Source organism: Klebsiella oxytoca (assembly GCF_009707385.1).
Lineage (GTDB): Bacteria > Pseudomonadota > Gammaproteobacteria > Enterobacterales > Enterobacteriaceae > Klebsiella > Klebsiella oxytoca_C.
On sequence record NZ_CP046115.1, the window covers coordinates 33,667 to 59,400 of the forward strand.

At 52.4% G+C, this 25,734-nt stretch carries 18 protein-coding genes, 2 tRNA genes and 2 rRNA genes; 12 read left to right on the forward strand and 10 right to left on the reverse strand.

Annotated features, from left to right (window positions below; translation table 11 throughout):
* Window positions 1–10: 10 nt before the first annotated feature.
* The 6 genes from atpB to asnC form a co-directional block, all read right to left on the reverse strand.
* On the reverse strand, window positions 11–826 hold the full coding sequence (gene atpB, locus GJ746_RS00175; protein ID WP_004127037.1) for a F0F1 ATP synthase subunit A: 816 nt from the start codon (window positions 824–826) through the stop codon (window positions 11–13).
* An 8-nt stretch (window positions 827–834) separates the two neighbouring features.
* Window positions 835–1,215, reverse strand: a complete 381-nt coding sequence (gene atpI, locus GJ746_RS00180) for a F0F1 ATP synthase subunit I (protein ID WP_154682606.1) — start codon at window positions 1,213–1,215, stop codon at window positions 835–837.
* 616 nt (window positions 1,216–1,831) lie between these two features.
* Entirely contained in the window at window positions 1,832–2,455 is a 624-nt protein-coding gene (gene rsmG / locus GJ746_RS00185; protein WP_154678419.1) for a 16S rRNA (guanine(527)-N(7))-methyltransferase RsmG, read from the reverse strand.
* 112 nt (window positions 2,456–2,567) lie between these two features.
* On the reverse strand, window positions 2,568–4,457 hold the full coding sequence (gene mnmG / locus GJ746_RS00190; RefSeq protein WP_154678420.1) for a tRNA uridine-5-carboxymethylaminomethyl(34) synthesis enzyme MnmG: 1,890 nt from the start codon (window positions 4,455–4,457) through the stop codon (window positions 2,568–2,570).
* Window positions 4,458–4,838: 381 nt separating this feature from the next.
* Window positions 4,839–5,279 (reverse strand): FMN-binding protein MioC, encoded by a 441-nt coding sequence (mioC, locus tag GJ746_RS00195; protein WP_154678421.1) that lies wholly within the window; start codon window positions 5,277–5,279, stop codon window positions 4,839–4,841.
* Window positions 5,280–5,370: 91 nt separating this feature from the next.
* Window positions 5,371–5,829 carry a transcriptional regulator AsnC gene (gene asnC / locus GJ746_RS00200; RefSeq protein WP_004107306.1) on the reverse strand — a complete coding sequence of 153 codons (459 nt, stop codon included), beginning with the start codon at window positions 5,827–5,829 and terminating at the stop codon, window positions 5,371–5,373.
* Window positions 5,830–5,980: 151 nt separating this feature from the next.
* Here asnC and asnA point away from each other — a divergent pair, with 151 nt between their 5' ends.
* On the forward strand, window positions 5,981–6,973 hold the full coding sequence (asnA, locus tag GJ746_RS00205; protein WP_154678422.1) for an aspartate--ammonia ligase: 993 nt from the start codon (window positions 5,981–5,983) through the stop codon (window positions 6,971–6,973).
* Between the two features lie 7 nt (window positions 6,974–6,980).
* Here the strand turns inward: asnA and viaA are convergent, their stop codons facing one another.
* Together viaA and ravA are read right to left on the reverse strand one after the other, a co-directional pair.
* Entirely contained in the window at window positions 6,981–8,429 is a 1,449-nt protein-coding gene (gene viaA / locus GJ746_RS00210) for an ATPase RavA stimulator ViaA (protein WP_154678423.1), read from the reverse strand.
* The gene (gene ravA / locus GJ746_RS00215) at window positions 8,426–9,925 is read right to left on the reverse strand and encodes an ATPase RavA (RefSeq protein WP_154678424.1); all 1,500 of its coding nucleotides are present in this window, start codon (window positions 9,923–9,925) and stop codon (window positions 8,426–8,428) included. Before ravA ends, viaA begins: the two co-directional genes overlap by 4 nt.
* A 217-nt stretch (window positions 9,926–10,142) precedes the next feature.
* Here ravA and kup point away from each other — a divergent pair, with 217 nt between their 5' ends.
* From kup to rbsR, 7 genes are all read left to right on the forward strand, one after another.
* On the forward strand, window positions 10,143–12,011 hold the full coding sequence (gene kup, locus GJ746_RS00220) for a low affinity potassium transporter Kup (protein ID WP_154678425.1): 1,869 nt from the start codon (window positions 10,143–10,145) through the stop codon (window positions 12,009–12,011).
* 181 nt (window positions 12,012–12,192) lie between these two features.
* A complete protein-coding gene (rbsD, locus tag GJ746_RS00225) occupies window positions 12,193–12,612 on the forward strand; it encodes a D-ribose pyranase (RefSeq protein ID WP_154678426.1) in 420 nt (139 codons plus the stop codon).
* Between the two features lie 10 nt (window positions 12,613–12,622).
* Window positions 12,623–14,128, forward strand: coding sequence for a ribose ABC transporter ATP-binding protein RbsA (gene rbsA, locus GJ746_RS00230; RefSeq protein WP_154678427.1), 1,506 nt, complete (start codon window positions 12,623–12,625; stop codon window positions 14,126–14,128).
* A gap of 5 nt (window positions 14,129–14,133) precedes the next feature.
* Entirely contained in the window at window positions 14,134–15,099 is a 966-nt protein-coding gene (rbsC, locus tag GJ746_RS00235; RefSeq protein ID WP_004855792.1) for a ribose ABC transporter permease, read from the forward strand.
* Between the two features lie 27 nt (window positions 15,100–15,126).
* The gene (gene rbsB / locus GJ746_RS00240) at window positions 15,127–16,017 is read left to right on the forward strand and encodes a ribose ABC transporter substrate-binding protein RbsB (RefSeq protein ID WP_154678428.1); all 891 of its coding nucleotides are present in this window, start codon (window positions 15,127–15,129) and stop codon (window positions 16,015–16,017) included.
* A gap of 98 nt (window positions 16,018–16,115) precedes the next feature.
* A complete protein-coding gene (rbsK, locus tag GJ746_RS00245) occupies window positions 16,116–17,048 on the forward strand; it encodes a ribokinase (RefSeq protein ID WP_195908833.1) in 933 nt (310 codons plus the stop codon).
* Window positions 17,049–17,051: 3 nt separating this feature from the next.
* Window positions 17,052–18,044: a ribose operon transcriptional repressor RbsR gene (gene rbsR / locus GJ746_RS00250; RefSeq protein WP_154678429.1), complete on the forward strand. Its 993-nt coding sequence runs from the start codon at window positions 17,052–17,054 to the stop codon at window positions 18,042–18,044.
* On the opposite strand, the gene mdtD is transcribed toward rbsR, so the two are convergent.
* Both mdtD and GJ746_RS00260 read right to left on the reverse strand, forming a co-directional pair.
* Window positions 18,041–19,438, reverse strand: coding sequence for a multidrug transporter subunit MdtD (gene mdtD / locus GJ746_RS00255; protein ID WP_154678430.1), 1,398 nt, complete (start codon window positions 19,436–19,438; stop codon window positions 18,041–18,043). The genes rbsR and mdtD overlap by 4 nt on opposite strands.
* 12 nt (window positions 19,439–19,450) lie before the next feature.
* The gene (locus GJ746_RS00260) at window positions 19,451–20,152 is read right to left on the reverse strand and encodes a FadR/GntR family transcriptional regulator (protein WP_154678431.1); all 702 of its coding nucleotides are present in this window, start codon (window positions 20,150–20,152) and stop codon (window positions 19,451–19,453) included.
* A 481-nt stretch (window positions 20,153–20,633) separates the two neighbouring features.
* On the opposite strand from GJ746_RS00260, the gene GJ746_RS00265 reads away from it, so the two are divergent.
* The 4 genes from GJ746_RS00265 to GJ746_RS00280 all read left to right on the forward strand — a co-directional run bounded on the left by GJ746_RS00265 (window position 20,634) and on the right by GJ746_RS00280 (window position 25,582).
* Window positions 20,634–22,173: ribosomal RNA gene (locus GJ746_RS00265) — 16S ribosomal RNA — on the forward strand.
* 72 nt (window positions 22,174–22,245) lie between these two features.
* Window positions 22,246–22,322 (forward strand) — tRNA-Ile (locus tag GJ746_RS00270).
* Window positions 22,323–22,430: 108 nt separating this feature from the next.
* Window positions 22,431–22,506, forward strand: a tRNA-Ala gene (locus GJ746_RS00275).
* A 170-nt stretch (window positions 22,507–22,676) separates the two neighbouring features.
* A 23S ribosomal RNA gene (locus GJ746_RS00280) occupies window positions 22,677–25,582 on the forward strand.
* The 16S and 23S rRNA genes sit together here with 2 tRNA genes alongside, the layout of an rRNA operon.
* Window positions 25,583–25,734: the final 152 nt, after the last annotated feature.

Below are 25,734 nucleotides of genomic sequence, written 5' to 3' on the forward strand. Positions count from 1 at the left end.
TTGGTAAAAATCAATGCTCTTCAGACGCCATCGACAGATAGACAATCGTCAGAACCATGAAGATGAAGGCTTGCAGCGTAATAATCAGGATGTGGAAAATGGCCCATGGCACATTCAGAATCCACTGTGACCACCACGGCAACAGGCCAGCAATCAGAATGAAAATCAGCTCACCGGCATACATGTTGCCGAACAGTCGCAGACCCAGTGATACAGGTTTAGACAGCAGGCTTACCCCTTCAAGGATTAAGTTGACAGGAATGAACGCCCAGTGATTGAACGGCTGTAGGGTCAGTTCTTTAACGAACCCGCCCACGCCTTTCATTTTGATGCTGTAGAAAAGAATCAGGATAAATACGCCAAGCGCCATCGACAGGGTGATGTTAACGTCAGCAGACGGCACCACGCGCAGAGCAGGCAGGCCAAGAACGTGTTCACCGATCCAGGGGATAAAGTCGATAGGCAGCAGATCCATCAGGTTCATCAGGAATACCCAAACGAACACGGTGAGGGCCAGCGGAGCAATGACCTTGCTTTTGCCATGATACATGTCTTTGACGCTACCATGGACGAAACCGATGATCATCTCAATAAAGGTCTGGAACTTGCCAGGAACGCCGGTTGTCGCCTTTTTAGCCACGCTGCGGAACATAAACAGGAATAACAGACCGAGCACCACTGAGAAAAACATGGAGTCAATGTTGAGCGTCCAGAAGGTGGCCGGGGGGTTGTGCGGATCCACCAGCGAGAATGTACGCAGGTCCAGCTGAAGGTTATTCAGATGGTGGCCTATGTAATCCTGCGGCGTCATATTTTCTGAAGCCATGATGCCTTTTACCCTTTGTTGTTAATTACAGCTGGCGCCAGAACTTGTACCACCAGCACCAAAACCCACGTCACTATCAGCGGCAAAAATACCACTTTCAAAACTGCCAGCGCCACCGCCAGAAGAGCGAAGGTCAGCAACACCTTGAACGCTTCACCGAAGGCGAAGGACCAGGCCACTCGGCCTTTAGCTGGTGTATGCGCCTGATGGCGCCAGGCAAAAATCATAAATATCATATTTGGCAAAATGACCGCCAAACCTCCGCTTACCGCAGAGATGCCCCAGAAAGGGTCTTTTAGGCTGAACAGCAGTCCACTTGCTATTACTGCCAGTAACTGAATAAACAGAAGCTTACGAGCAACGTTTCGACTCAAGAGCGACACTGACATCACGTTTTTACTCCTGCTCCCTTCGAGGTATGTCGCGTGTCGTATAAAACGTCCTTTAAGACGAAGAGTCAAGCATCAAAAAGCGGACAAATTATACGGTGACGCCTCGTGATTTCAAACAATAAGTAGCAAAATAGTGAATAAATGTTTAATTATTTTCCGACAGACAACTTTTCACGCATTTCACCGATCTGTGAGCAGTCATACAAAACTGCAAATAACGCGAAAACACGGCAATTAAAGCGTGCCTCAGATCACATAATAAACATTTTCAGTTAAATCGAATTAATTCTGTACATAAAACGTAAGATTTTATCCGACTGATATTCAACATAAAAAACAGGTATTCTTTCTAAAACAATCGAGCATACAATAAAAACCTTTCATTGACATTCTTAATAAACTTTTAACATCGATATGAACATCAATCTTCTCGACTTTTAGCGGGCTGATATTTTCAATGTTGACTATTTTGATGATGAAGTAACAAAGCAAAGTTAACGAAAAGAAAAGCCATAGTAAAGGCAAGGTTAAACCTCATCCGATAATACCGCGCCGTGACTTATTTTTTTGTAACATGCGCGGGTGCTCTTTTTTTCACATTTTTTGATAAAAATTAAATCATTTTTGGGCGAATCACCACCAGATGGCGCTCCCCTTCCAGCTGAGGAACATGGAGCTCAAAAACGTCAGAAATGGCGTATCCCTCCGGGAGGTTTGCCATTTCATCCTCTTGCGCTAATCCTTTGAGCGCATAGAAATGTCCGTTCTCCGCGGGTAAGTGATGACACCAGTTAACCATGTCATTCAACGATGCAAATGCACGGCTAATCACTCCATCAAACGGTGGCTCAGCCGGGAACGTCTCTACACGGCTTTGCACTGGCGTGACGTTATCCAGTTTTAACTCATGCTGAACCTGTCGCAGAAAGCGCACCCGTTTGCCAAGGCTGTCAAGCAAGGTGAAGTGGGATTCCGGACGCACGATAGCCAGCGGGATCCCCGGTAGCCCCGGCCCCGTACCGACGTCGATGAAACGCGTTCCTTTAAGGTATGGCGCAACGATAATGCTATCGAGAATATGGCGCACCAGCATCTCATTGGGATCGCGAACCGAGGTCAGGTTATAAGCCTTATTCCACTTATCCAGCATGCCAACATAGGCTACAAGCTGGTTTTTCTGGTGATCGGTAAGTGAAATACCGGCTTCATCAAGCAGACGAGAGAGTTTGTTGAACACGTTCAGTACCTGTTTAAAGCAATGAGCCCGGAGGCGAGCGCTTACCGGGCTGAGAAATTAACATAGCGGATGCTTTCTGAATTAGCCGCTAAATGTATCGTTCAGAGAAGGATCAGGCACTACGGCGCAGCATTCCCTGTTTTTTTAACCACACCAGCAAAATTGAAATTGCCGCAGGCGTAATGCCGGAAATACGCGATGCCTGCCCTATTGAAGACGGCTTATGATCGTTCAACTTGGCAATGACTTCATTCGACAGGCCATTGACCTGACGATAATCAAGAGTAGCTGGCAGCAAGGTGTTCTCATTGCGCTGCTGTTTCTCGATTTCATCCTGTTGGCGTGCGATATAACCTTCGTATTTAACCTGGATTTCTACCTGTTCAGCCGCCTGCTTGTCTTCCAGACCCGGTGAGAACGGCGACATCTGTACCAGCTGTTCATAGGTCATCTCCGGACGACGGAGTAAATCTTCACCGTTAGCTTCGCGAGACAAAGGGGCCGTAAGGTGAGCGTTAACTTCCGCCGCGCTTTCGGCCAGCGGATTAACCCAGCTCGATTTCAGCCGCTGGCGTTCACGTTCAATGCTTTCAAGCTTCTCGTTGAAACGCGCCCAGCGTTCGTCATCCACCAGACCCAGCTCGCGACCCTGTTCGGTCAGGCGCAGATCGGCATTGTCTTCACGCAGCATCAGGCGGTATTCCGCGCGCGAGGTAAACATACGGTACGGTTCTTTGGTACCAAGGGTACACAGGTCGTCCACCAGCACGCCGAGGTAGGCCTGATCGCGACGCGGCGCCCAGCCCTCTTTTTCCGCAGAGAAGCGGGCGGCGTTCAGCCCTGCCAGCAGCCCCTGCGCGGCAGCTTCTTCATAACCGGTCGTCCCGTTGATCTGGCCAGCGAAGAACAGCCCCTGGATAAATTTGCTCTCGAGGGTCGGCTTCAGGTCACGCGGATCGAAGAAGTCATACTCAATGGCATAGCCCGGACGGACGATCTTCGCATTTTCCATCCCCTGCATTGAGCGGACGATCTGCATCTGTACGTCGAAAGGCAGGCTGGTGGATATACCGTTCGGGTAGATCTCGTTGGAGGTCAGCCCTTCCGGCTCGAGAAAGATCTGATGCTGGTTACGATCGGCAAAGCGCATCACTTTGTCTTCGATCGAAGGACAGTAGCGAGGACCGATCCCTTCAATCACGCCGGCATACATCGGGCTGCGATCGAGGTTATTACGGATCACATCGTGGGTTTTCTCGTTGGTGTGGGTGACATAGCACGGTACCTGACGAGGGTGCTGGGAAGCATTCCCCATAAACGAGAAGACCGGCATTGGGTCATCGCCATGCTGCTGTGCCAGAACGCTGAAATCAATAGTCCTTGCGTCGATACGCGGCGGAGTGCCGGTTTTCAGGCGGCTGACGCGTAGCGGCAGTTCACGCAAACGGCGCGATAGCGGGATCGACGGAGGATCGCCTGCACGACCGCCGCTGTAGTTATCCAGACCGATATGGATCTTACCATCGAGGAAGGTTCCAACGGTCAGTACTACCGCTTTGGCGCGGAATTTAAGCCCCATCTGGGTAACGGCGCCAACAACGCGATCGTTCTCAACAATCAGATCTTCGACGGCCTGCTGGAAGATCATCAGATTGGGCTGGTTTTCCAGCGCAGTACGGACAGCCTGCCGGTAGAGCACGCGGTCTGCCTGAGCGCGGGTTGCTCTCACAGCAGGGCCTTTGCTGGCGTTTAGTATCCTAAACTGGATGCCAGCGTGGTCAATAGCCCTCGCCATCAGTCCGCCGAGCGCATCCACTTCTTTTACCAGGTGTCCTTTCCCAATACCGCCAATCGCCGGATTGCAGCTCATCTGCCCCAGCGTGTCGATATTGTGTGTCAAAAGCAGAGTCTGTTGACCCATTCGCGCTGCGGCCATCGCGGCCTCAGTGCCTGCATGACCCCCGCCAATGATGATGACGTCAAAAGGATCCTGATAAAACATGTTGGTATGCCTCGCGTAAAGCGGTTTGAAAATAGATTGAAGCCCGGGCCGTGGATTCTACTCAACTTTAGCCTTTCGAGAAAGCGCCGGGATCCTGAGTATTAAAAAGAAGATCTTTTATTTAGAGATCTGTTTTATTGTGATCTCTTATTAGGATCGGCTTGTCTTGTGGATAAGTCAGATCCGCAATTTAAGATCAAACGCTTAAGAAGGATCGCTTTCTGTGAATGATCGGTGATCCTGGTCCGTATAAGCTGGGATCAAAATGAAGGGTTATGCACAGCACAAAAATCAGTCTACGGTTATACTTTGGATAACTACCGGTTGATCCAAGCTTTTAAGCATAGTTATCCACAGAAGAAAGAGTGATCTTTACAATTCTCAGAGCAATTTTTCCCAGGATCCCAGCCAAACCTCCGCCGGATCTTCCGGAATTTCATGTTCGAGGACGTTAATTTTTAGCGTTTCGCCGATCTGTTTTGCACCACACGCCTTAAGCGCCGTCTCGAGCTTATCAATCGCTCCGCAGAAGGTGTCATATTCGCGGCTACCAATACCGATAGCGCCAAAATGAACCGCAGAAAGGTCGATCTGCTTTTCCTGAAGCGCTTCATAAAAAGGCAGCAGGTTATCGGGAATGTCGCCAGCGCCATGAGTAGAAGAGATAACCAGCCAGATCCCTTCAGCCTGCAGATCTTCGATCAACGGTCCGTGCTGGATAGTTGTACTGTGACCAGCCTCTTCCAGCTTTTCCGCCAGATGTTCTGATACATATTCTGCGCTACCCAGAGTACTGCCGCTGATAAGAGTTATATCTGCCATGATCGCCTGCTCAACTATTCAGAGTGACGTATTGTACGCTGTGAGCGAGCTGGGATCTACCTGTGGAAAAATGTGGGATTAAAAAGCCCGATCACGGGCGGATGGTACGCATTATCGGGTTTTGCAGGACGATCAGCGTTTCAGTGGACTGAATTTCATCGATTGTTTGGATCTTGTTGATAAGTACATGCTGGAGGGCATCAATCGATCGACACATTACCTTTATAAAGATGCTGTAGTGTCCGGTGGTGTAATACGCCTCGGTAACTTCATCCAGACTGTTTAGTCTGGCCAACGCCGAAGGATAATCTTTCGCGCTTTTCAGTATGATGCCGATAAAACATCCCACATCGTAACCCAGCTGTTTTGGGCTAACGTCGATGCGTGCGCCGGTAATAATTCCCGCCTGCTTCATTTTCTCTACGCGAACGTGAATGGTCCCCGGGCTGACCCCAAACTGCTTTGCCAGTTCTGCATAGGCGGTACGCGCATTGGCCATTAAAGCCTCGAGGATGCCGCGGTCCAGATTGTCGATCTGATAATTTTCCATAGGTTTTTCTTATGAAGTTTGATGAATAGCTCTATTTTAGCGTCTTATTTTGATGAATTAAAATCGATACAGGCTTTTTATTGTTAGATTATTGAATTGTGGCGCTGTTTTGTTGCTTAATCAGTGGCAACAGGACGCAGGAGTCATAAAAATGAAAGCCGCATATATCGCAAAACAACGCCAGATTAGTTTCGTTAAGTCTCACTTTTCCCGTCAGCTTGAAGAGAAGCTCGGTCTGATTGAAGTTCAGGCCCCCATTTTAAGCCGCGTAGGCGACGGGACTCAGGATAACCTTTCTGGTTGCGAGAAAGCGGTGCAGGTGAAAGTGAAAACGCTGCCAGACGCCCAGTTTGAAGTGGTTCATTCACTGGCGAAGTGGAAGCGTCAAACCCTGGGACAACACGACTTCAGCGCGGGCGAAGGGCTGTACACGCACATGAAGGCCCTTCGCCCCGATGAAGACCGATTGACCCCTATCCATTCCGTTTACGTTGACCAGTGGGACTGGGAGCGCGTAATGGGTGATGAAGAACGTCACTGCGGAACGCTGAAATCAACCGTTGAAGCGATCTATGCCGGGATCAAAGCGACTGAAGCAGCCGTCAGTAAAGAGTTTGGTCTCAAGCCGTTTCTGCCGGAGACGATCCAGTTTGTTCATAGCGAGGAGCTGTTAAGCCGTTATCCGGAGCTCGATGCTAAAGGCCGCGAGCGGGCGATCGCCAAAGAACTCGGTGCGGTATTCCTGATCGGTATCGGCGGCAAGCTTTCCGATGGCCAGCGTCATGACGTTCGTGCTCCTGATTACGACGACTGGAGCACCCCTGCTGCTGAAGGTTTTGCCGGTCTGAACGGCGACATTCTGGTGTGGAACCCGGTGTTGCAAGATGCCTTCGAGCTCTCTTCAATGGGTATCCGCGTCGATGCCGAAGCGCTGAAGCGCCAGCTTGCAATTACCGGTGATGAAGATCGCCTGCAGCTGGAATGGCACCAGGCGCTGCTGCGCGGAGAGATGCCGCAGACTATCGGCGGCGGCATTGGTCAGTCTCGTCTGACGATGCTGCTTCTGCAGCTTGACCACATCGGCCAAGTACAGTGCGGCGTATGGCCGACGCAGGTTCGTCAAAGCGTTGCCGCTCTTCTGTAATAAGTGATTAACGCCGCCAGCGTCGCAGCAGGCGGCTCCGTAACCCGGTATCAAAGCGCCAGATATGATCGAAGACGCGCATAATACCGGGTTTTCCGTGTACCGACATCGCTACCGCATGAAAACGGTGTTGATGTTTATGCTGTAGCTCTCCTACCTTATTAATTACCTCATCCGGCAGGCGCTGGGCGATAAAATCAGAAATCACCACTGCATCAGCATCGACCCACTGCGGATTGTGCATACGCTCAATCACCGCCCGGAAGCAGCTGGCCAGATCGGTGCCGCCGCGAAAGCGCTGGCTTAAGAAACGAATCGCCTGTTCCAGCCCCTGCGGGCCGGTAAGTTCGTAATGCACCACCTCGCTGGAAAACAGCATAATGAAGCAGCGGCGGTTGTCCGCGAGCGCGACGCGCATCAGCGCCAGGCAAAATGCCTTGGCGCACTGTTCATTAAAGCCGCCCATTGAGCCGGAAGTATCAACGCAGACGATAAACGGTCCGCGCGGCTGTTCATCAAAATCCTGACGCGTAACCGGTCGTTCGGTGATCTTTTCCTTCCACGCATCGCCGTGAAGCCGATAGGTCAGCAGCTGCTTTTCAACCAGCTTACGATAGAACTCAAACTCCAGTTCAGTAATACCAAGGGTTGCCAGCTCCGGCGGCAACAGGCGCAGAATATCATCGCTTTGCTGAAGTCCGTCGACCTGCTCAGGAACGGTGGCCGGTTCGCGCACCAGGCTGCGAAAGGTTTCCATCGGCGCATCTTTTTTCGGCACCGCTTTCGCTTCACGTGAGCGTCCCAGCTGTTCGGCCAGCTGCATGAGTTCCGGTTGTTGGCTCAAAAAATCACCGTAGCGAACGATCAGCTGATAATCGCCTCGCTTCAGCTCTCCGGCGCTCATATCCCACAGATGTCCCGCCGCATTGTCATTTTCCACCAGCACCGGCTCAAGCTGGCCGCTGAGGGTCATACGTTCCTGAACTTCGCTCAGCAGCTGATCGCGCTCTTCGTCCAGCAGCTGCTGATTAAGGGACGTTGCCTGCACCACCAGGCTCAGGCGCCAGCGCTGGAGGAATAACGTGTGTAGCGCTGGCGTAAAGGTGCTGTTGTTATCCACCAGCTGCTGCGCCTGGCTGGCAAAAGGGGAGTGCAGCTTCTGTAGCTGGCTCAGAATTTGCGGTAGCTGAACGATAAACTGCGAGGTTGAAAGCCGCTGCGATTGCTGATAGCACTGAACTTCTGCATCCAGTTCGGGCGGGACGTTGGTCGCTTTGAGTCGCGATCTCACCGCTTCGCGCCAGCGAGGAATATCGGCGGCGATAATATTTTTGAGTCGCGGAAATTTTTCAAAGAATACTGCGAGCTGAGGTGCTGCCAGCAGTGCCAGCAGCATCTCGTCGATCATTCCCTCTTCGCTGACTGCCAGCATGACATTCAGCATATCCAGCGTCATGACTGACGGGCCTGTTTAATCTGCGTCCCGACGTCCTGCAGGCTGGCTTCAATACGTCCCAGCCACTCGCCGGGAATAAACAGACATTTCTGCTGCTCGCTGAAACGGTTGTGTTGCTGATGCCATTCGTCGTCAAGAGCCTCAAGCTGCTGCCGGATTTCGGCCGGCATATTTTCCCTTGCTTCGCTGCCGGGCAGGGAGAGCCGCGAACCCTGCAAGCTGACATCGCGCACGACCAGATGCTGGCTGGTATCGACATCCATATTCAGCTGCTGGGCAAAACCGATACCGTTAAGCTTGCCGCGGATCTCTCCGCCTTTCTCCAGCCAGTGGGCGAGCTCTTCACGAACAAAGGTAATGTGAATCACTTCCAGATCGTGCAGCTTAAGCGGCTGCTGGAGGAGCAGCGTCAGCGTGGGTTCCTGCACTTCAGCAGGCAGTTCATAATGAGGTTTACGGCTGAACATACCGCCGAGACGGTTTACCTTTAGCGCGGTTTTATCACTTTGCTGCTGTTGAAGCTGAATGCGCCGCTGGATAATCGACCCCAGGCGGGTAAGCATAGCCTGCTGCTTCCAGGCGTGGCTGGTCATTAAGGTCTCAAGCTGTACGGACATCAGGTTCATTGTTTCAATGTTGTGCCACAGACAATCTTTCAACAGGATCAGGTCAATTGGCGCAATGGTGTCGCGACCGCTGAAAAAGGCGCTGGCCTGCAGCAGGCGGATGGCTTTTTTCCAGCGACGATCTGAGACGTAGGGCGCGTTCGGCAGCGTTTCCAGCTGCTGGCGTAGCTGGAAAATGAGCTCAAAAACGCTGTCCGGTAGCTTCACGCTGCCAATTTCCTGCTGCCATTGCAGAAACTCTTCGTCGCTGACCTGCAAACTTTCCGGCACGGGGTTACTGTTTTCGTCCTGCTGACTCATCAGCATTGAGCGGAAGTTGGTTTTATCCTGTACCTTGTCCAGCCATAAGCGAATAAGCATACGGTCGTACAGGGCTTCCAGGCTATTGTCCGCCTCCGGAAGTTCGTTTGACGCCGCCACCAGCAGGCGCATAGGGATTTTTTCTTCGGTCGCCCCGTTGCGAAAATGGCGTTCGTTTATCGCTGTCAGCAGCGTATTGAGGATCGCCGGTCCCGCTTTCCAGATCTCATCGAGGAAAACAATTTCGGCCTCCGGAAGGTAGCCCGCAGTCAAACGCTCATAGCGTCCTTCATCTTTCAGCGCCTGAATGGAGAGCGGGCCAAATACTTCCTCTGGCGTAGAGAAGCGGGTCATCAGGTATTCAAAAGCTCGGGCCTTCTGGAAGGCGAACTTGAGGCGACGGGCAATCAGGCTTTTGGCGATCCCCGGCGGGCCCAGCAGAAAAACGCTCTCGCCGCTCAGCGCGGCAAGCAAACAAAGACGTATTGCATGGCTGCGTTCAAAGAGTCCTTTTTCCAGAGCGGCGCTGAGCCGGGAAATTCTTTCTGCCAGTAAATGTGATTGAGCCATAATAGAGTTGCGTGCTTTTTAGAATGTCGTTGTTAGGTCGAGTATAGATGTTTGATTAGGGGTGGTAATAGCCTGAAGAATCGATTTATTTTCTTTGAGTCAGGTTAATATGATGTCAGTTAGGGGTACGATTCAGCAAATAATCGTGCATACTGTGCGCTTTTTGTGGGCCAAGGGACTAGGCACACATTTGTTTTATAAACGAAAAGACTAGTCTATGAGCACTGATAATAAGCAATCGCTGCCGGCAATAACGCTGGCGGCAATCGGCGTGGTATACGGCGATATCGGTACCAGCCCACTTTATACACTTCGTGAATGTCTGTCCGGTCAGTTTGGTTTTGGCGTTGAGCGTGATGCTGTTTTTGGCTTTCTGTCGCTCATTTTCTGGCTATTAATTCTTACCGTTTCGCTCAAATATATAACCTTCGTTATGCGGGCAGATAACGCCGGCGAGGGGGGGATCCTGACGTTAATGTCGCTGGCGGGGCGTAACACGTCCGCACGAGCGACATCGGTACTGGTGATCCTTGGGCTTATCGGCGGCAGCTTCTTCTATGGAGAGGTGGTGATTACGCCGGCCATCTCGGTGATGTCCGCGATAGAGGGGCTGGAAATTATCGCCCCTGACCTGGATACCTGGATTGTGCCAATATCCATCATTGTTCTGACGCTGCTGTTTGCTATTCAAAAGCACGGTACCAGCATGGTGGGCAAGCTGTTCGCGCCGATTATGCTGATTTGGTTCCTGCTGTTGGCAGTACTTGGCGCCCGCAGTATCTTCGCCAACCCGGAAGTGCTGCAGGCGTTGAATCCTTACTGGGCGGTTCACTTCTTCCTTGAATATAAAACCGTCTCGTTTGTGGCGCTTGGCGCGGTTGTGCTCTCTATTACTGGCGTCGAAGCGCTGTATGCCGACATGGGGCATTTCGGTAAACTGCCGATTCGCCTGGCCTGGTTCTCGGTAGTGCTGCCTTCGCTGGTTCTGAACTACTTTGGCCAGGGCGCGCTGCTGCTCAAACACCCGGAAGCGATTAAAAACCCGTTCTTTTTGTTGGCGCCGGAATGGGCACTAATCCCCATGCTGATCATTGCAGCTCTGGCGACGGTTATCGCTTCTCAGGCGGTTATCTCCGGGGTCTTCTCTCTGACTCGCCAGGCGGTGCGCCTGGGGTACCTCTCGCCGATGCGGATTATCCATACTTCGGAAATGGAGTCCGGGCAGATTTACATCCCCTTTATCAACTGGCTGCTCTATATCTCAGTGGTCATCGTGATAGTGAACTTTGAGCACTCATCGAACCTGGCTGCGGCCTACGGTATCGCGGTAACGGGGACGATGGTGCTGACCACTATCCTTTTCACAACCGTGGCGCGTCAAAACTGGCACTGGAATAAGTTTGTGGTGGCGCTGCTGCTGGTTGCCTTTATGTGCATCGATATTCCGCTCTTTTCCGCGAACCTCGATAAGATTGTTTCCGGCGGCTGGCTGCCTCTGTCCCTCGGTCTGGTTATGTTTACCATCATGACCACCTGGAAGAGCGAGCGTTTCCGTCTGCTGCGCCGGATGCATGAGCACGGTAATTCTCTGGAAGCGATGATCTCTTCCCTGGAGAAATCACCACCGGTTCGTGTTCCCGGCACTGCGGTGTATATGTCCCGGGCGCTGAACGTGATTCCTTTCGCTTTGTTGCACAACCTGAAGCATAACAAGGTGCTGCACGAGAGGGTGATATTGTTAACGCTTCGTACTGAAGATGCGCCATACGTACACAATGTCCGTCGCGTGCAGATTGAGCAGATTTCGCCGTCGTTCTGGCGCGTCGTTGCCAGCTACGGCTGGCGCGAAACGCCGAATGTCGAAGAGGTTTTCCACCGCTGCGGCCTGGAAGGGCTGAGCTGCCGGATGATGGAGACCTCATTCTTCATGTCGCATGAGTCGCTGATTATCGGTAAACGGCCCTGGTATCTGCGCCTGCGCGGCAAGCTGTATCTCCTGCTGCAGCGTAATGCCCTGCGAGCGCCGGATCAGTTCGAAATCCCGCCTAACCGGGTTATTGAGCTCGGTACCCAGGTTGAGATTTGATGACTTGAAGCCCTTCTGATGAAGGGCTTTTTGTTTATTTGCACTCTTCTGGCTTTCTTTCTCCTGGTTTGCGAAACGTTTCGATAGCGATCACAATTTTTACATCTGGTGATGGTTTTCTGTTCTCTTATTGCTAATACTTGTACCAGCGAAACGTTTCGCTAGTGGAGTAAAAGAGAAAATGAAAAAAGGTACCGTACTCAATGCTGATATTTCGTCGGTCATCTCCCGTCTGGGTCATACCGATACGCTGGTGGTTTGCGATGCAGGATTACCTGTTCCCCGCACCAGTGCACGTATCGATATGGCGTTAACCCACGGGGTGCCCTCCTTTATGCAGGTCCTGGAGGTAGTGACGAGCGAAATGCAGGTTGAAGCGGCTATCCTCGCGGAGGAGATTAAAATCCACAATCCGCAGCTCCACGCGACGTTGCTCAAGCATCTTGAGCAGCTGCAGCAACACCAGGGAAACACCATTGAAATTCGTTACACCAGTCATGAGCAGTTCAAAAAAGAAACCGCAGATAGCCAGGCGGTGATTCGCAGCGGGGAATGTTCCCCGTATGCGAACGTTATTCTCTGTGCCGGCGTTACGTTCTGAGGTCGCCGACATGGAAGCCTTATTGCAGTTAAAAGGGATCGATAAAGCGTTCCCAGGCGTCAAGGCGCTCTCCGGCGCCTCGCTAAACGTTTATCCGGGCCGCGTGATGGCGCTGGTCGGGGAAAACGGTGCCGGTAAATCCACTATGATGAAGGTGCTAACCGGTATCTACTCCCGCGATGCCGGCTCGCTGCTGTGGTTGGGCAAAGAGACCACCTTCAACGGACCCAAATCTTCTCAGGAAGCCGGAATCGGAATCATTCACCAGGAGCTAAACCTGATCCCACAGCTGACGATTGCCGAGAACATTTTTCTCGGTCGTGAGTTTGTGAATCGCTTTGGCAAAATTGACTGGAAAACGATGTATGCCGAGGCTGACAAACTGTTGGCAAAGCTGAATCTACGCTTTAACAGCCAGAAGCTGGTGGGCGATCTGTCAATCGGCGATCAGCAGATGGTCGAGATAGCTAAAGTGCTGAGCTTTGAGTCGAAGGTCATCATTATGGATGAGCCGACCGACGCGCTGACCGATACCGAGACCGAATCTTTGTTCCGCGTGATCCGCGAACTAAAATCGCAGGGGCGCGGTATTGTCTATATCTCCCACCGTATGAAAGAGATCTTCGAGATCTGCGATGACGTTACGGTATTCCGCGATGGACAATTTATCGCCGAGCGTGAAGTAGCCAGCCTCGATGAAGATCTGCTGATTGAGATGATGGTTGGCCGCAAGCTGGAAGATCAGTACCCGCATCTGGATAAAGCTCCTGGCTCCGTTCGCCTTAAGGTCGATAACCTGTGCGGGTCAGGCGTGGAGAACATCTCTTTTATCCTGCGTCAGGGCGAAATTCTTGGCGTTGCCGGACTGATGGGCGCCGGGCGCACCGAACTGATGAAAGTACTGTACGGCGCGCTACCGCGCAGCAGCGGTTCAGTGACGCTGGATGGGCGCGAAGTTATTACTCGTTCCCCTCAGGATGGTCTGGCCAACGGAATTGTCTACATCTCCGAAGACCGTAAGCGCGATGGCTTAGTGCTGGGTATGTCGGTTAAAGAGAATATGTCATTAACCGCGCTGCGCTACTTCAGCCGCAGCGGCGGTAGTCTCAAGCATAAAGATGAACAGCAGGCGGTGAGTGATTTTATCCGCCTGTTTAACGTCAAGACGCCTTCAATGGAACAGGCTATTGGGCTGCTTTCCGGCGGTAACCAGCAGAAAGTGGCGATTGCCCGCGGGTTGATGACCCGTCCGAAGGTGCTGATCCTGGATGAACCGACCCGTGGGGTTGATGTCGGGGCGAAGAAAGAGATCTATCAGCTGATCAACCAGTTCAAAGCCGAAGGCCTGAGCATCATTCTGGTCTCTTCGGAGATGCCGGAAGTGCTGGGTATGAGCGATCGCATCATGGTGATGCATGAAGGGCATCTCGGCGGTGAATTCACACGCGAGCAGGCCACTCAGGAAGTATTGATGGCTGCCGCTGTGGGCAAGCTTAACCGTGTGAATCAGGAGTAAAAAAGATGAATAACCCGGCTGTTTCTGGTCGTCGCTACTTCACAAAAGCGTGGCTGATGGAGCAAAAATCGCTGATTGCCCTGCTGGTGCTGATTGCGATTGTTTCGACCATGAGCCCCAACTTTTTTACCGTAAACAACCTGTTCAATATTCTGCAGCAGACTTCAGTTAACGCCATTATGGCGGTCGGGATGACCCTGGTTATTCTGACGTCAGGTATCGACCTGTCCGTTGGTTCCCTGCTGGCGCTGACCGGCGCGGTCGCGGCTTCGATTGTCGGGATTGAAGTTAACGCGCTGGTGGCCGTAGCTGCTGCGCTGGCGTTAGGGGCGGCAATTGGCGCGGTCACTGGCGTGATTGTGGCAAAAGGACGCGTCCAGGCATTTATCGCCACCCTGGTAATGATGCTGCTGCTGCGCGGCGTGACGATGGTGTATACCAACGGTAGCCCGGTAAATACCGGCTTTACCGATAACGCCGATCTGTTTGGCTGGTTCGGTATTGGTCGTCCGCTGGGGATCCCTACGCCGGTGTGGATTATGGCGATCGTCTTCCTGGCGGCCTGGTACATGCTCCATCATACCCGTCTTGGTCGTTATATCTACGCGCTTGGCGGCAATGAAGCGGCAACGCGTCTTTCCGGCATCAGCGTCAATAAAGTTAAAATTATCGTCTATTCTTTGTGCGGCATGCTGGCCTCGCTGGCCGGGATTATTGAGGTTGCGCGTCTCTCTTCCGCACAGCCGACGGCGGGTACCGGATATGAGCTGGATGCGATTGCTGCGGTAGTGCTGGGTGGTACCAGTCTGGCGGGCGGTAAGGGCCGAATTGTCGGTACGCTGATTGGTGCGTTGATCCTTGGTTTTCTGAACAACGGCCTGAATTTATTAGGTGTTTCATCCTATTACCAGATGATCGTGAAAGCGGTGGTCATTTTGCTGGCGGTACTGGTAGATAACAAGAAGCAGTAACTGAGAACTCTACAGGACATCTTAACTATGAATATGAAAAAACTGGCGACCCTGGTCTCTGCTGTAGCCTTAAGTGCGACCGTAAGCGCGAATGCGATGGCAAAAGACACTATCGCTCTGGTTATCTCTACGCTTAACAACCCGTTCTTTGTCTCTTTGAAGGATGGTGCGCAGAAAGAAGCGGATAAGCTTGGCTATAACCTGGTGGTTCTGGATTCACAGAACAACCCGGCAAAAGAGCTGGCTAACGTTCAGGACTTAACCGTCCGTGGTACCAAACTGCTGCTGATCAACCCAACGGATTCCGATGCGGTGGGTAATGCCGTGAAGCTGGCGAACCAGGCGAAAATACCGGTTATCACTCTCGACCGTCAGGCGTCAAAAGGCGAAGTAGTCAGCCATATTGCGTCTGACAACGTACTCGGCGGCAAGATGGCCGGCGACTATATCGCGAAGAAAGTGGGCGAAAGCGCGAAGATTATTGAACTCCAGGGAATTGCAGGCACGTCCGCGGCGCGCGAGCGTGGTGAAGGTTTCCAGCAGGCCGTTGCCGCGCATAAATTTAACGTCCTGGCCAGCCAGCCTGCTGATTTTGACCGTACTAAGGGCCTGAACGTCATGCAGAACCTGCTGACGGCGCATCCTGATGTGCAGGCGGTATTTGCCCAGAACGATGAAATGGCGCTGGGTGCGCTGCGTGCTCTGCAAACTGCAGGTAAATCAGATGTGATGGTCGTTGGATTTGACGGCACTCCGGATGGCGAGAAAGCGGTAAACAGTGGCAAACTGGCTGCGACCATCGCTCAGTTACCGGAGCAAATCGGCGTGAAAGGCGTTGAGACAGCCGATAAAGTGCTGAAGGGCGAAAAAGTGGATGCCAGCTATCCGGTTGAGCTGAAACTGGTCATTAAGCAATAATGTGCGATTCGGACCGGTGACGGTCCGAGGGACAACATAATAAAGAAAAGCAGGGCATGCGCCACCGGATCCCGGTGGCGCGCTTTCCGGGAATATTGATTATGAAAACCGCAGGCAAACTTGTCGTCCTTGGCAGTATTAACGCCGATCACATCCTCAATCTCGACGCCTTCCCAACGCCTGGTGAAACTGTCACCGGCCATCACTATCAGGTCGCTTTTGGCGGTAAAGGCGCAAACCAGGCCGTAGCTGCAGGACGCAGCGGGGCAAATATTTCCTTTATCGCCTGTACCGGCGATGACGATACCGGCGAGCGCATTCGGCGTCAGCTGGAAAGCGATAATATCGACGTTTCACCGGTCAGGGCCGTAGCCGGAGAATCAACCGGCGTGGCGCTGATTTTTGTTAACGCTGAAGGTGAGAATACTATCGGTATTCATGCCGGTGCTAATGCCGCGCTCTCGGTTGCGCAGGTTGATGCGGAAAAAGAGCGTATTGCCGGCGCGCAGGCCCTGCTGATGCAGCTGGAATCACCGCTGGAAAGCGTACTGGCGGCGGCGAAAATTGCTCACCAGAATCAAACCTCAGTTATTCTCAATCCGGCGCCGGCACGTGAATTGCCCGATGAACTGCTCACGCTGGTGGATATCATTACCCCTAACGAGACCGAAGCGGAAAAGCTCACCGGCGTTCGCGTGGAAAATGACGATGATGCGGCAAAAGCCGCCAAAGTGCTCCATGATAAAGGTATCGGTACGGTGATCATTACGCTCGGTAGCCGTGGCGTATGGGCTAGCCGCGAGGGTGAAGGTCGTCGGGTGCCCGGCTTTAAAGTGCAGGCGGTTGATACTATTGCCGCTGGCGATACCTTTAATGGCGCGCTGGTTACTGCGCTGCTTGAAGGCAGTGAACTGGCGGAGGCAATACGTTTTGCCCACGCTGCCGCAGCCATTGCTGTCACCCGTAAAGGAGCCCAGCCCTCCGTGCCATGGCGAAAAGAAATAGACGAATTTTTACGTCAACAGGGGTAACGCTTGGCCACCATGAAGGATGTAGCCCGCATTGCGGGCGTTTCCACTTCGACGGTTTCTCATGTCATTAACAAAGATCGTTTCGTTAGCGAAGCGATTACCGCTAAAGTCGACGCTGCGATTAAGAGCCTGAATTACGCGCCGTCCGCGCTGGCGCGCAGTCTCAAATTAAACCAAACCCGCACTATAGGCATGCTCATTACTGCCAGTACCAATCCGTTTTATTCGGAGCTGGTTCGCGGCGTGGAGCGCAGCTGCTTTGAGCGAGGCTACAGTCTGGTGCTGTGCAATACAGAAGGTGATGAACAGCGGATGAACCGTAATCTGGAGACGCTGATGCAAAAACGCGTCGATGGTTTACTGCTCCTGTGTACTGAAACTCATCAACCTTCTCCCGAGATTATGCAGCGCTATCCCTCTGTACCGACGGTAATGATGGACTGGGCACCGTTCGACGGCGATAGCGACCTGATTCAGGATAACTCCCTGCTGGGCGGCGATATGGCCACCCAGTATTTGATTGATAAGGGATATACCCGAATTGCCTGCATTGCGGGTCCGCTGGATAAAACACCATCGCGGCTGCGCCTGGAAGGTTATCAGGCCGCGATGACCCGAGCCGGGCTCGCGGTACCTGAAGGATATGTGATTAGCAGCGATTTTGAATTTGGCGGCGGATTTAGCGCCATGCAGAAACTGCTGGCCCTACCAGAGCTACCGCAGGCCGTGTTTGTCGGTAACGATGCGATGGCGGTGGGTGCCTATCAGGCGCTTTACCAGAGTGGCCTGCGCATCCCCCAGGACATGGCGCTGGTGGGTTATGACGACATTGAACTGGCGCGTTATATGACGCCGCCGCTGACTACTATTCATCAGCCGAAAGATGAACTGGGTGAATTAGCCATCGACGTGCTGATTCACCGCATGGCCGAGCCGGGACAAAAACAGCAGCGCGTGCAATTAACTCCTGAACTGGTAGTTCGCGGCTCAGCCTAACGTTTATGCCGCTCCTTAATCAGGTTGCGGCCATCTTTTGCTCTTAATAAGGCAAATACCAGCGCTGATACCACGGTGATTGCCCCCATAGTAATAAAGGTATAGTGAAACTGTTCGATGGTATTTGCGCTATCGAATCCTTCATAAAACCTTAGTACCGCCGCGCTCACGGCGACCCCAAGACTAATCGATAGCTGCTGGGTAACGGCCAGTATACTGTTGCCGCTGCTGGCGTTTTCATCGGTTAAATCGGCGAGCGTGATGGTGTTCATTGAGGTGAACTGGGTGGACATCGCCATCCCCAGAACGAATAGCGGCAGCAGCAGCATCCAGATCGACATGTCCGGTGATTGCAATGAAAACTGAGCGATCATCAGCCCGATAAATATCGTGACTCCAACCAGCGTTTTACGGTATCCAAACCAGCGAAGAATCTGGGTGACGGTGGATTTCGCGATAATCGAACCGATAGCCGTAGGCGCGATCATACAGCCAGCAATAATTGCCGGATAACCGAAGCCAACCTGTAACATCAGCGGCATCAGGAATGGTACGCATCCGGTACCCAGACGCGTTGCCAGGTTTCCCGCGATCCCCACAGAGAAGGTATGAGTCTTAAATAAAGAAAGCGAAATGAGCGGTGTGGGATAACGGCGAGCGTGGCGGATGTAGGCCCACATTAAAACCAGGCTCAGGGCGATTACCGCCAGAGCAATCCACGTTGCGACAATTTTCTCGCCAAACAGCTCTATTCCGCTGGAAAATAGTACCAGGCTCAGGCCAAACAGGACAAATCCGAGCGTGTCGAAGCGACGCCGGGGCGTGGTGAAATCCGGCATATATTTGCGGGCATACACAATCCCGATAATACCGATGGGAATATTAATCAGGAAAATCCAGTGCCAGCTAGCCCAGGTGACCAGAACGCCGCCGAGTACGGGACCGAGGATAGGACCGACCAGCCCTGGCATTGTAACGAAGTTAAGTACCGGCAATAATTCACTTCGCGGATAGGCACGCAGTAATGCCAGCCTCGCTACCGGCATCATCATCGCCCCGCCGATACCCTGAATGACGCGGAAGATAACCAGCTCCATCAGGGAGTTTGAAAGGGCGCAGGCGAGAGAGCCAAGAGTAAACAGGCTGACGGCAATGATAAACACTTTCCGGGTGCCGAAACGGTCGGCCAGCCAGCCGCTGACCGGAATAAGCATAGCCACCGTAAGCGTATAGCTGATGATGGCCGATTGCATCGCTAGCGGTGAACGATTAAGACTGTGGGCGATAGCTGGAAGGGCTGTGTTCAGAATGGTGGCGTCAAGCGCCTGCATAAAAAAAGCCATTGCTGCGATCCACGGCAGCCCGGCCATACTGCGGGCTTTCTTCTCGGTCATTCGATTCCCTTGCTATTTGTCTGAATGATTTGGTGTACTGAGCAACGCCTGACAGGCGCTAAGCGCTCGAGTCCCGTCATTTTCCAGAATGGCATCAACAATTGCCTGATGGAGATCCAGTTTCACCACTTCATTTTGAGTAATTGAAGTGAAGTAGGTGTGATAGACCGAATGAAATAAAGAAGCGAAAGAGGTCAGGAAAGGGTTGCCGCTCATTTCATATATATGTTCATGCCAGGCCATATCGACTTCAATCCAGCGCTCGCGCTGAAAGTTCCTCTTCAGCTCAACCATTTCTTTCATCAAGGCGTTGAGCTGGGCTTTTTGTTCCTGGGTACCCGTTATTGCCGCCAGAAAACAGGCTTGGGGCTCAAGACTGCCACGCATAACAAGAAAATGGCTGACTACCTCTGAGAAGTTATCTTCTGTTAACCACCAGGCGAGGAGTTCTTTATCGAGAAAGTTCCAGCTGCTGCGCGGCATTACCCGCGTTCCGATTCGTGGTCGAGGTAAAAGCATACCTTTTGCCGCTAGCGTTTTTACCGCTTCACGCACGGCGGTACGGCTTACGCCAAACTGCTCACCCAGCTCCATCTCTCCTGGAAGGATACTTTCTGGCTGATATTCACCGGTCAGAATTTTTTGAGCCAGTTTCTCCGCTAATACCCAGGAGATATTCTTTTGTGCCGCCAACTGCTGTGCGCTTAAAGACATAAATGCCGTTCCTTTCTCGTTTTTACCTTATCAGTATGCCATCTGGCGGCTCACTTCGTTGGTTAAAACGGCAAAACGCCGGTTTTTTGCTACATTACACGCCGTGATGATGAAAAAAGAGGCGGTTGAAAAGTTTTTTGAAATTTCCCCTTGTCACGTCAGAATTACTCCCTATAATGCGCTCCCACTGACACGGAACAACGGCACGCAAGCCGCCGGGTCAGCGGGATTCAGCGATGAATGCCGGCAGAGAAAAGCGAAATTAAACGCTTGACTCTGCATGAGGAAACCGTATTATACGGGACCTCGCAACGGTGAGCGAAAGCCGCGTTGCACTGCTCTTTAACAATTTATCAGACAATCTGTGTGGGCACTCAAAGTGACATGGATTCTTAACGTCTTCGGACGAAAAATGAATACCAAGTCTCAAAGAGTGAACACGTAATTCATTACGAAGTTTAATTCTACGAGCATCAAACTTAAATTGAAGAGTTTGATCATGGCTCAGATTGAACGCTGGCGGCAGGCCTAACACATGCAAGTCGAACGGTAGCACAGAGAGCTTGCTCTCGGGTGACGAGTGGCGGACGGGTGAGTAATGTCTGGGAAACTGCCTGATGGAGGGGGATAACTACTGGAAACGGTAGCTAATACCGCATAACGTCGCAAGACCAAAGAGGGGGACCTTCGGGCCTCTTGCCATCAGATGTGCCCAGATGGGATTAGCTAGTAGGTGAGGTAACGGCTCACCTAGGCGACGATCCCTAGCTGGTCTGAGAGGATGACCAGCCACACTGGAACTGAGACACGGTCCAGACTCCTACGGGAGGCAGCAGTGGGGAATATTGCACAATGGGCGCAAGCCTGATGCAGCCATGCCGCGTGTATGAAGAAGGCCTTCGGGTTGTAAAGTACTTTCAGCGGGGAGGAAGGTGTTGTGGTTAATAACCGCAGCAATTGACGTTACCCGCAGAAGAAGCACCGGCTAACTCCGTGCCAGCAGCCGCGGTAATACGGAGGGTGCAAGCGTTAATCGGAATTACTGGGCGTAAAGCGCACGCAGGCGGTCTGTCAAGTCGGATGTGAAATCCCCGGGCTCAACCTGGGAACTGCATTCGAAACTGGCAGGCTGGAGTCTTGTAGAGGGGGGTAGAATTCCAGGTGTAGCGGTGAAATGCGTAGAGATCTGGAGGAATACCGGTGGCGAAGGCGGCCCCCTGGACAAAGACTGACGCTCAGGTGCGAAAGCGTGGGGAGCAAACAGGATTAGATACCCTGGTAGTCCACGCTGTAAACGATGTCGACTTGGAGGTTGTTCCCTTGAGGAGTGGCTTCCGGAGCTAACGCGTTAAGTCGACCGCCTGGGGAGTACGGCCGCAAGGTTAAAACTCAAATGAATTGACGGGGGCCCGCACAAGCGGTGGAGCATGTGGTTTAATTCGATGCAACGCGAAGAACCTTACCTGGTCTTGACATCCACAGAAGTTTTCAGAGATGAGAACGTGCCTTCGGGAACTGTGAGACAGGTGCTGCATGGCTGTCGTCAGCTCGTGTTGTGAAATGTTGGGTTAAGTCCCGCAACGAGCGCAACCCTTATCCTTTGTTGCCAGCGGTCCGGCCGGGAACTCAAAGGAGACTGCCAGTGATAAACTGGAGGAAGGTGGGGATGACGTCAAGTCATCATGGCCCTTACGACCAGGGCTACACACGTGCTACAATGGCATATACAAAGAGAAGCGACCTCGCGAGAGCAAGCGGACCTCATAAAGTATGTCGTAGTCCGGATTGGAGTCTGCAACTCGACTCCATGAAGTCGGAATCGCTAGTAATCGTGGATCAGAATGCCACGGTGAATACGTTCCCGGGCCTTGTACACACCGCCCGTCACACCATGGGAGTGGGTTGCAAAAGAAGTAGGTAGCTTAACCTTCGGGAGGGCGCTTACCACTTTGTGATTCATGACTGGGGTGAAGTCGTAACAAGGTAACCGTAGGGGAACCTGCGGTTGGATCACCTCCTTACCTGAAAGAACCTGCCTTTGTAGTGCTCACACAGATTGTCTGATGAAAAATAAGCAGTAAGAAAATCTCTGCAGGCTTGTAGCTCAGGTGGTTAGAGCGCACCCCTGATAAGGGTGAGGTCGGTGGTTCAAGTCCACTCAGGCCTACCAAATTCGTCTCCGTGCTTTGTTGTGGCAAAGCTCGCATACTTCAGTATGCTTCGCTTCACCACGCCGCGCCCGAAAACGAATTAAGGTTGATGAGATTTTAACTACGATGGGGCTATAGCTCAGCTGGGAGAGCGCCTGCTTTGCACGCAGGAGGTCTGCGGTTCGATCCCGCATAGCTCCACCATCATTACTGCAAAAAACAAGAAAACTTCAGAGTGTACCTGAAAAGGTTCACTGCGAAGTTTTGCTCTTTAAAAATCTGGATCAAGCTGAAAATTGAAACGACACACAGTTAAAGTGTGTTCGAGTCTCTCAAATTTTCGCAATCAGAAGTGAAACATCTTCGGGTTGTGAGGTTAAGCGACTAAGCGTACACGGTGGATGCCCTGGCAGTCAGAGGCGATGAAGGACGTGCTAATCTGCGAAAAGCGTCGGTAAGGTGATATGAACCGTTATAACCGGCGATGTCCGAATGGGGAAACCCAGTGCAATTCGTTGCACTATCGTTTGATGAATACATAGTCAAACGAGGCGAACCGGGGGAACTGAAACATCTAAGTACCCCGAGGAAAAGAAATCAACCGAGATTCCCCCAGTAGCGGCGAGCGAACGGGGAGCAGCCCGGAGTCTGAATCAGCGTGTGTGTTAGTGGAACGGTCTGGAAAGTCCGACGGTACAGGGTGATAGTCCCGTACACCAAAATGCACATGCTGTGAACTCGAAGAGTAGGGCGGGACACGTGGTATCCTGTCTGAATATGGGGGGACCATCCTCCAAGGCTAAATACTCCTGACTGACCGATAGTGAACCAGTACCGTGAGGGAAAGGCGAAAAGAACCCCGGCGAGGGGAGTGAAAAAGAACCTGAAACCGTGTACGTACAAGCAGTAGGAGCCTCCATGTGGGGTGACTGCGTACCTTTTGTATAATGGGTCAGCGACTTATATTCTGTAGCAAGGTTAACCGTATAGGGGAGCCGCAGGGAAACCGAGTCTTAACTGGGCGTTAAGTTGCAGGGTATAGACCCGAAACCCGGTGATCTAGCCATGGGCAGGTTGAAGGTTGGGTAACACTAACTGGAGGACCGAACCGACTAATGTTGAAAAATTAGCGGATGACTTGTGGCTGGGGGTGAAAGGCCAATCAAACCGGGAGATAGCTGGTTCTCCCCGAAAGCTATTTAGGTAGCGCCTCGTGAACTCATCTTCGGGGGTAGAGCACTGTTTCGGCTAGGGGGTCATCCCGACTTACCAACCCGATGCAAACTACGAATACCGAAGAATGTTATCACGGGAGACACACGGCGGGTGCTAACGTCCGTCGTGAAGAGGGAAACAACCCAGACCGCCAGCTAAGGTCCCAAAGTCATGGTTAAGTGGGAAACGATGTGGGAAGGCCCAGACAGCCAGGATGTTGGCTTAGAAGCAGCCATCATTTAAAGAAAGCGTAATAGCTCACTGGTCGAGTCGGCCTGCGCGGAAGATGTAACGGGGCTAAACCATGCACCGAAGCTGCGGCAGCGACACGATGTGTTGTTGGGTAGGGGAGCGTTCTGTAAGCCGTTGAAGGTGGCCTGTGAGGGCTGCTGGAGGTATCAGAAGTGCGAATGCTGACATAAGTAACGATAATGCGGGTGAAAAACCCGCACGCCGGAAGACCAAGGGTTCCTGTCCAACGTTAATCGGGGCAGGGTGAGTCGACCCCTAAGGCGAGGCCGAAAGGCGTAGTCGATGGGAAACAGGTTAATATTCCTGTACTTGGTGTTACTGCGAAGGGGGGACGGAGAAGGCTATGTTGGCCGGGCGACGGTTGTCCCGGTTTAAGCATGTAGGCGGAGGCTCCAGGTAAATCCGGAACCTTATTAACGCTGAGGTGTGATGACGAGGCACTACGGTGCTGAAGTGACAAATGCCCTGCTTCCAGGAAAAGCCTCTAAGCATCAGGTAACATCAAATCGTACCCCAAACCGACACAGGTGGTCAGGTAGAGAATACCCAGGCGCTTGAGAGAACTCGGGTGAAGGAACTAGGCAAAATGGTGCCGTAACTTCGGGAGAAGGCACGCTGATGGTAGGTGAAGTGACTTGCTCATGGAGCTGAACTCAGTCGAAGATACCAGCTGGCTGCAACTGTTTATTAAAAACACAGCACTGTGCAAACACGAAAGTGGACGTATACGGTGTGACGCCTGCCCGGTGCCGGAAGGTTAATTGATGGGGTTATCCTCGCGGAGAAGCTCTTGATCGAAGCCCCGGTAAACGGCGGCCGTAACTATAACGGTCCTAAGGTAGCGAAATTCCTTGTCGGGTAAGTTCCGACCTGCACGAATGGCGTAATGATGGCCAGGCTGTCTCCACCCGAGACTCAGTGAAATTGAACTCGCTGTGAAGATGCAGTGTACCCGCGGCAAGACGGAAAGACCCCGTGAACCTTTACTATAGCTTGACACTGAACACTGGTCCTTGATGTGTAGGATAGGTGGGAGGCTTTGAAGTGTGGACGCCAGTCTGCATGGAGCCATCCTTGAAATACCACCCTTTAATGGCTGGTGTTCTAACGTGGGCCCGTAATCCGGGTTGCGGACAGTGTCTGGTGGGTAGTTTGACTGGGGCGGTCTCCTCCCAAAGCGTAACGGAGGAGCACGAAGGTCAGCTAATCCTGGTCGGACATCAGGAGGTTAGTGCAATGGCATAAGCTGGCTTGACTGCGAGCGTGACGGCGCGAGCAGGTGCGAAAGCAGGTCATAGTGATCCGGTGGTTCTGAATGGAAGGGCCATCGCTCAACGGATAAAAGGTACTCCGGGGATAACAGGCTGATACCGCCCAAGAGTTCATATCGACGGCGGTGTTTGGCACCTCGATGTCGGCTCATCACATCCTGGGGCTGAAGTAGGTCCCAAGGGTATGGCTGTTCGCCATTTAAAGTGGTACGCGAGCTGGGTTTAGAACGTCGTGAGACAGTTCGGTCCCTATCTGCCGTGGGCGCTGGAGAATTGAGGGGGGCTGCTCCTAGTACGAGAGGACCGGAGTGGACGCATCACTGGTGTTCGGGTTGTCATGCCAATGGCATTGCCCGGTAGCTAAATGCGGAAGAGATAAGTGCTGAAAGCATCTAAGCACGAAACTTGCCCCGAGATGAGTTCTCCCTGACTCCTTGAGAGTCCTGAAGGAACGTTGAAGACGACGACGTTGATAGGCCGGGTGTGTAAGCGCAGCGATGCGTTGAGCTAACCGGTACTAATGAACCGTGAGGCTTAACCTTACAACGCCGAAGATGTTTTGGCGGATTTGAGAGACGATTTTCAGCAATGATTCAGAGTTGAGTACGCAATAATTTGCGCAGCAGCAAGGCGACAAGCGAAGGAAAGGCAGGAGCATACTGAAGTATGTGACTGGCTTTGCGAGCGCGGGCAA

Excerpts from the sequence above, each read along its gene's own strand:
- atpB (WP_004127037.1), bottom strand. The coding sequence starts at position 826 with ATGGCTTCAGAAAATATGACGCCGCAGGATTACATAGGCCACCATCTG.
- atpI (WP_154682606.1), bottom strand. The coding sequence starts at position 1,215 with ATGTCAGTGTCGCTCTTGAGTCGAAACGTTGCTCGTAAGCTTCTGTTT.
- mnmG (WP_154678420.1), bottom strand. The coding sequence starts at position 4,457 with ATGTTTTATCAGGATCCTTTTGACGTCATCATCATTGGCGGGGGTCAT.
- mioC (WP_154678421.1), bottom strand. The coding sequence starts at position 5,279 with ATGGCAGATATAACTCTTATCAGCGGCAGTACTCTGGGTAGCGCAGAA.
- asnC (WP_004107306.1), bottom strand. The coding sequence starts at position 5,829 with ATGGAAAATTATCAGATCGACAATCTGGACCGCGGCATCCTCGAGGCT.
- asnA (WP_154678422.1), top strand. The coding sequence starts at position 5,981 with ATGAAAGCCGCATATATCGCAAAACAACGCCAGATTAGTTTCGTTAAG.
- viaA (WP_154678423.1), bottom strand. The coding sequence starts at position 8,429 with ATGACGCTGGATATGCTGAATGTCATGCTGGCAGTCAGCGAAGAGGGA.
- ravA (WP_154678424.1), bottom strand. The coding sequence starts at position 9,925 with ATGGCTCAATCACATTTACTGGCAGAAAGAATTTCCCGGCTCAGCGCC.
- kup (WP_154678425.1), top strand. The coding sequence starts at position 10,143 with ATGAGCACTGATAATAAGCAATCGCTGCCGGCAATAACGCTGGCGGCA.
- rbsD (WP_154678426.1), top strand. The coding sequence starts at position 12,193 with ATGAAAAAAGGTACCGTACTCAATGCTGATATTTCGTCGGTCATCTCC.
- rbsA (WP_154678427.1), top strand. The coding sequence starts at position 12,623 with ATGGAAGCCTTATTGCAGTTAAAAGGGATCGATAAAGCGTTCCCAGGC.
- rbsC (WP_004855792.1), top strand. The coding sequence starts at position 14,134 with ATGAATAACCCGGCTGTTTCTGGTCGTCGCTACTTCACAAAAGCGTGG.
- rbsB (WP_154678428.1), top strand. The coding sequence starts at position 15,127 with ATGAATATGAAAAAACTGGCGACCCTGGTCTCTGCTGTAGCCTTAAGT.
- mdtD (WP_154678430.1), bottom strand. The coding sequence starts at position 19,438 with ATGACCGAGAAGAAAGCCCGCAGTATGGCCGGGCTGCCGTGGATCGCA.
- GJ746_RS00260 (WP_154678431.1), bottom strand. The coding sequence starts at position 20,152 with ATGTCTTTAAGCGCACAGCAGTTGGCGGCACAAAAGAATATCTCCTGG.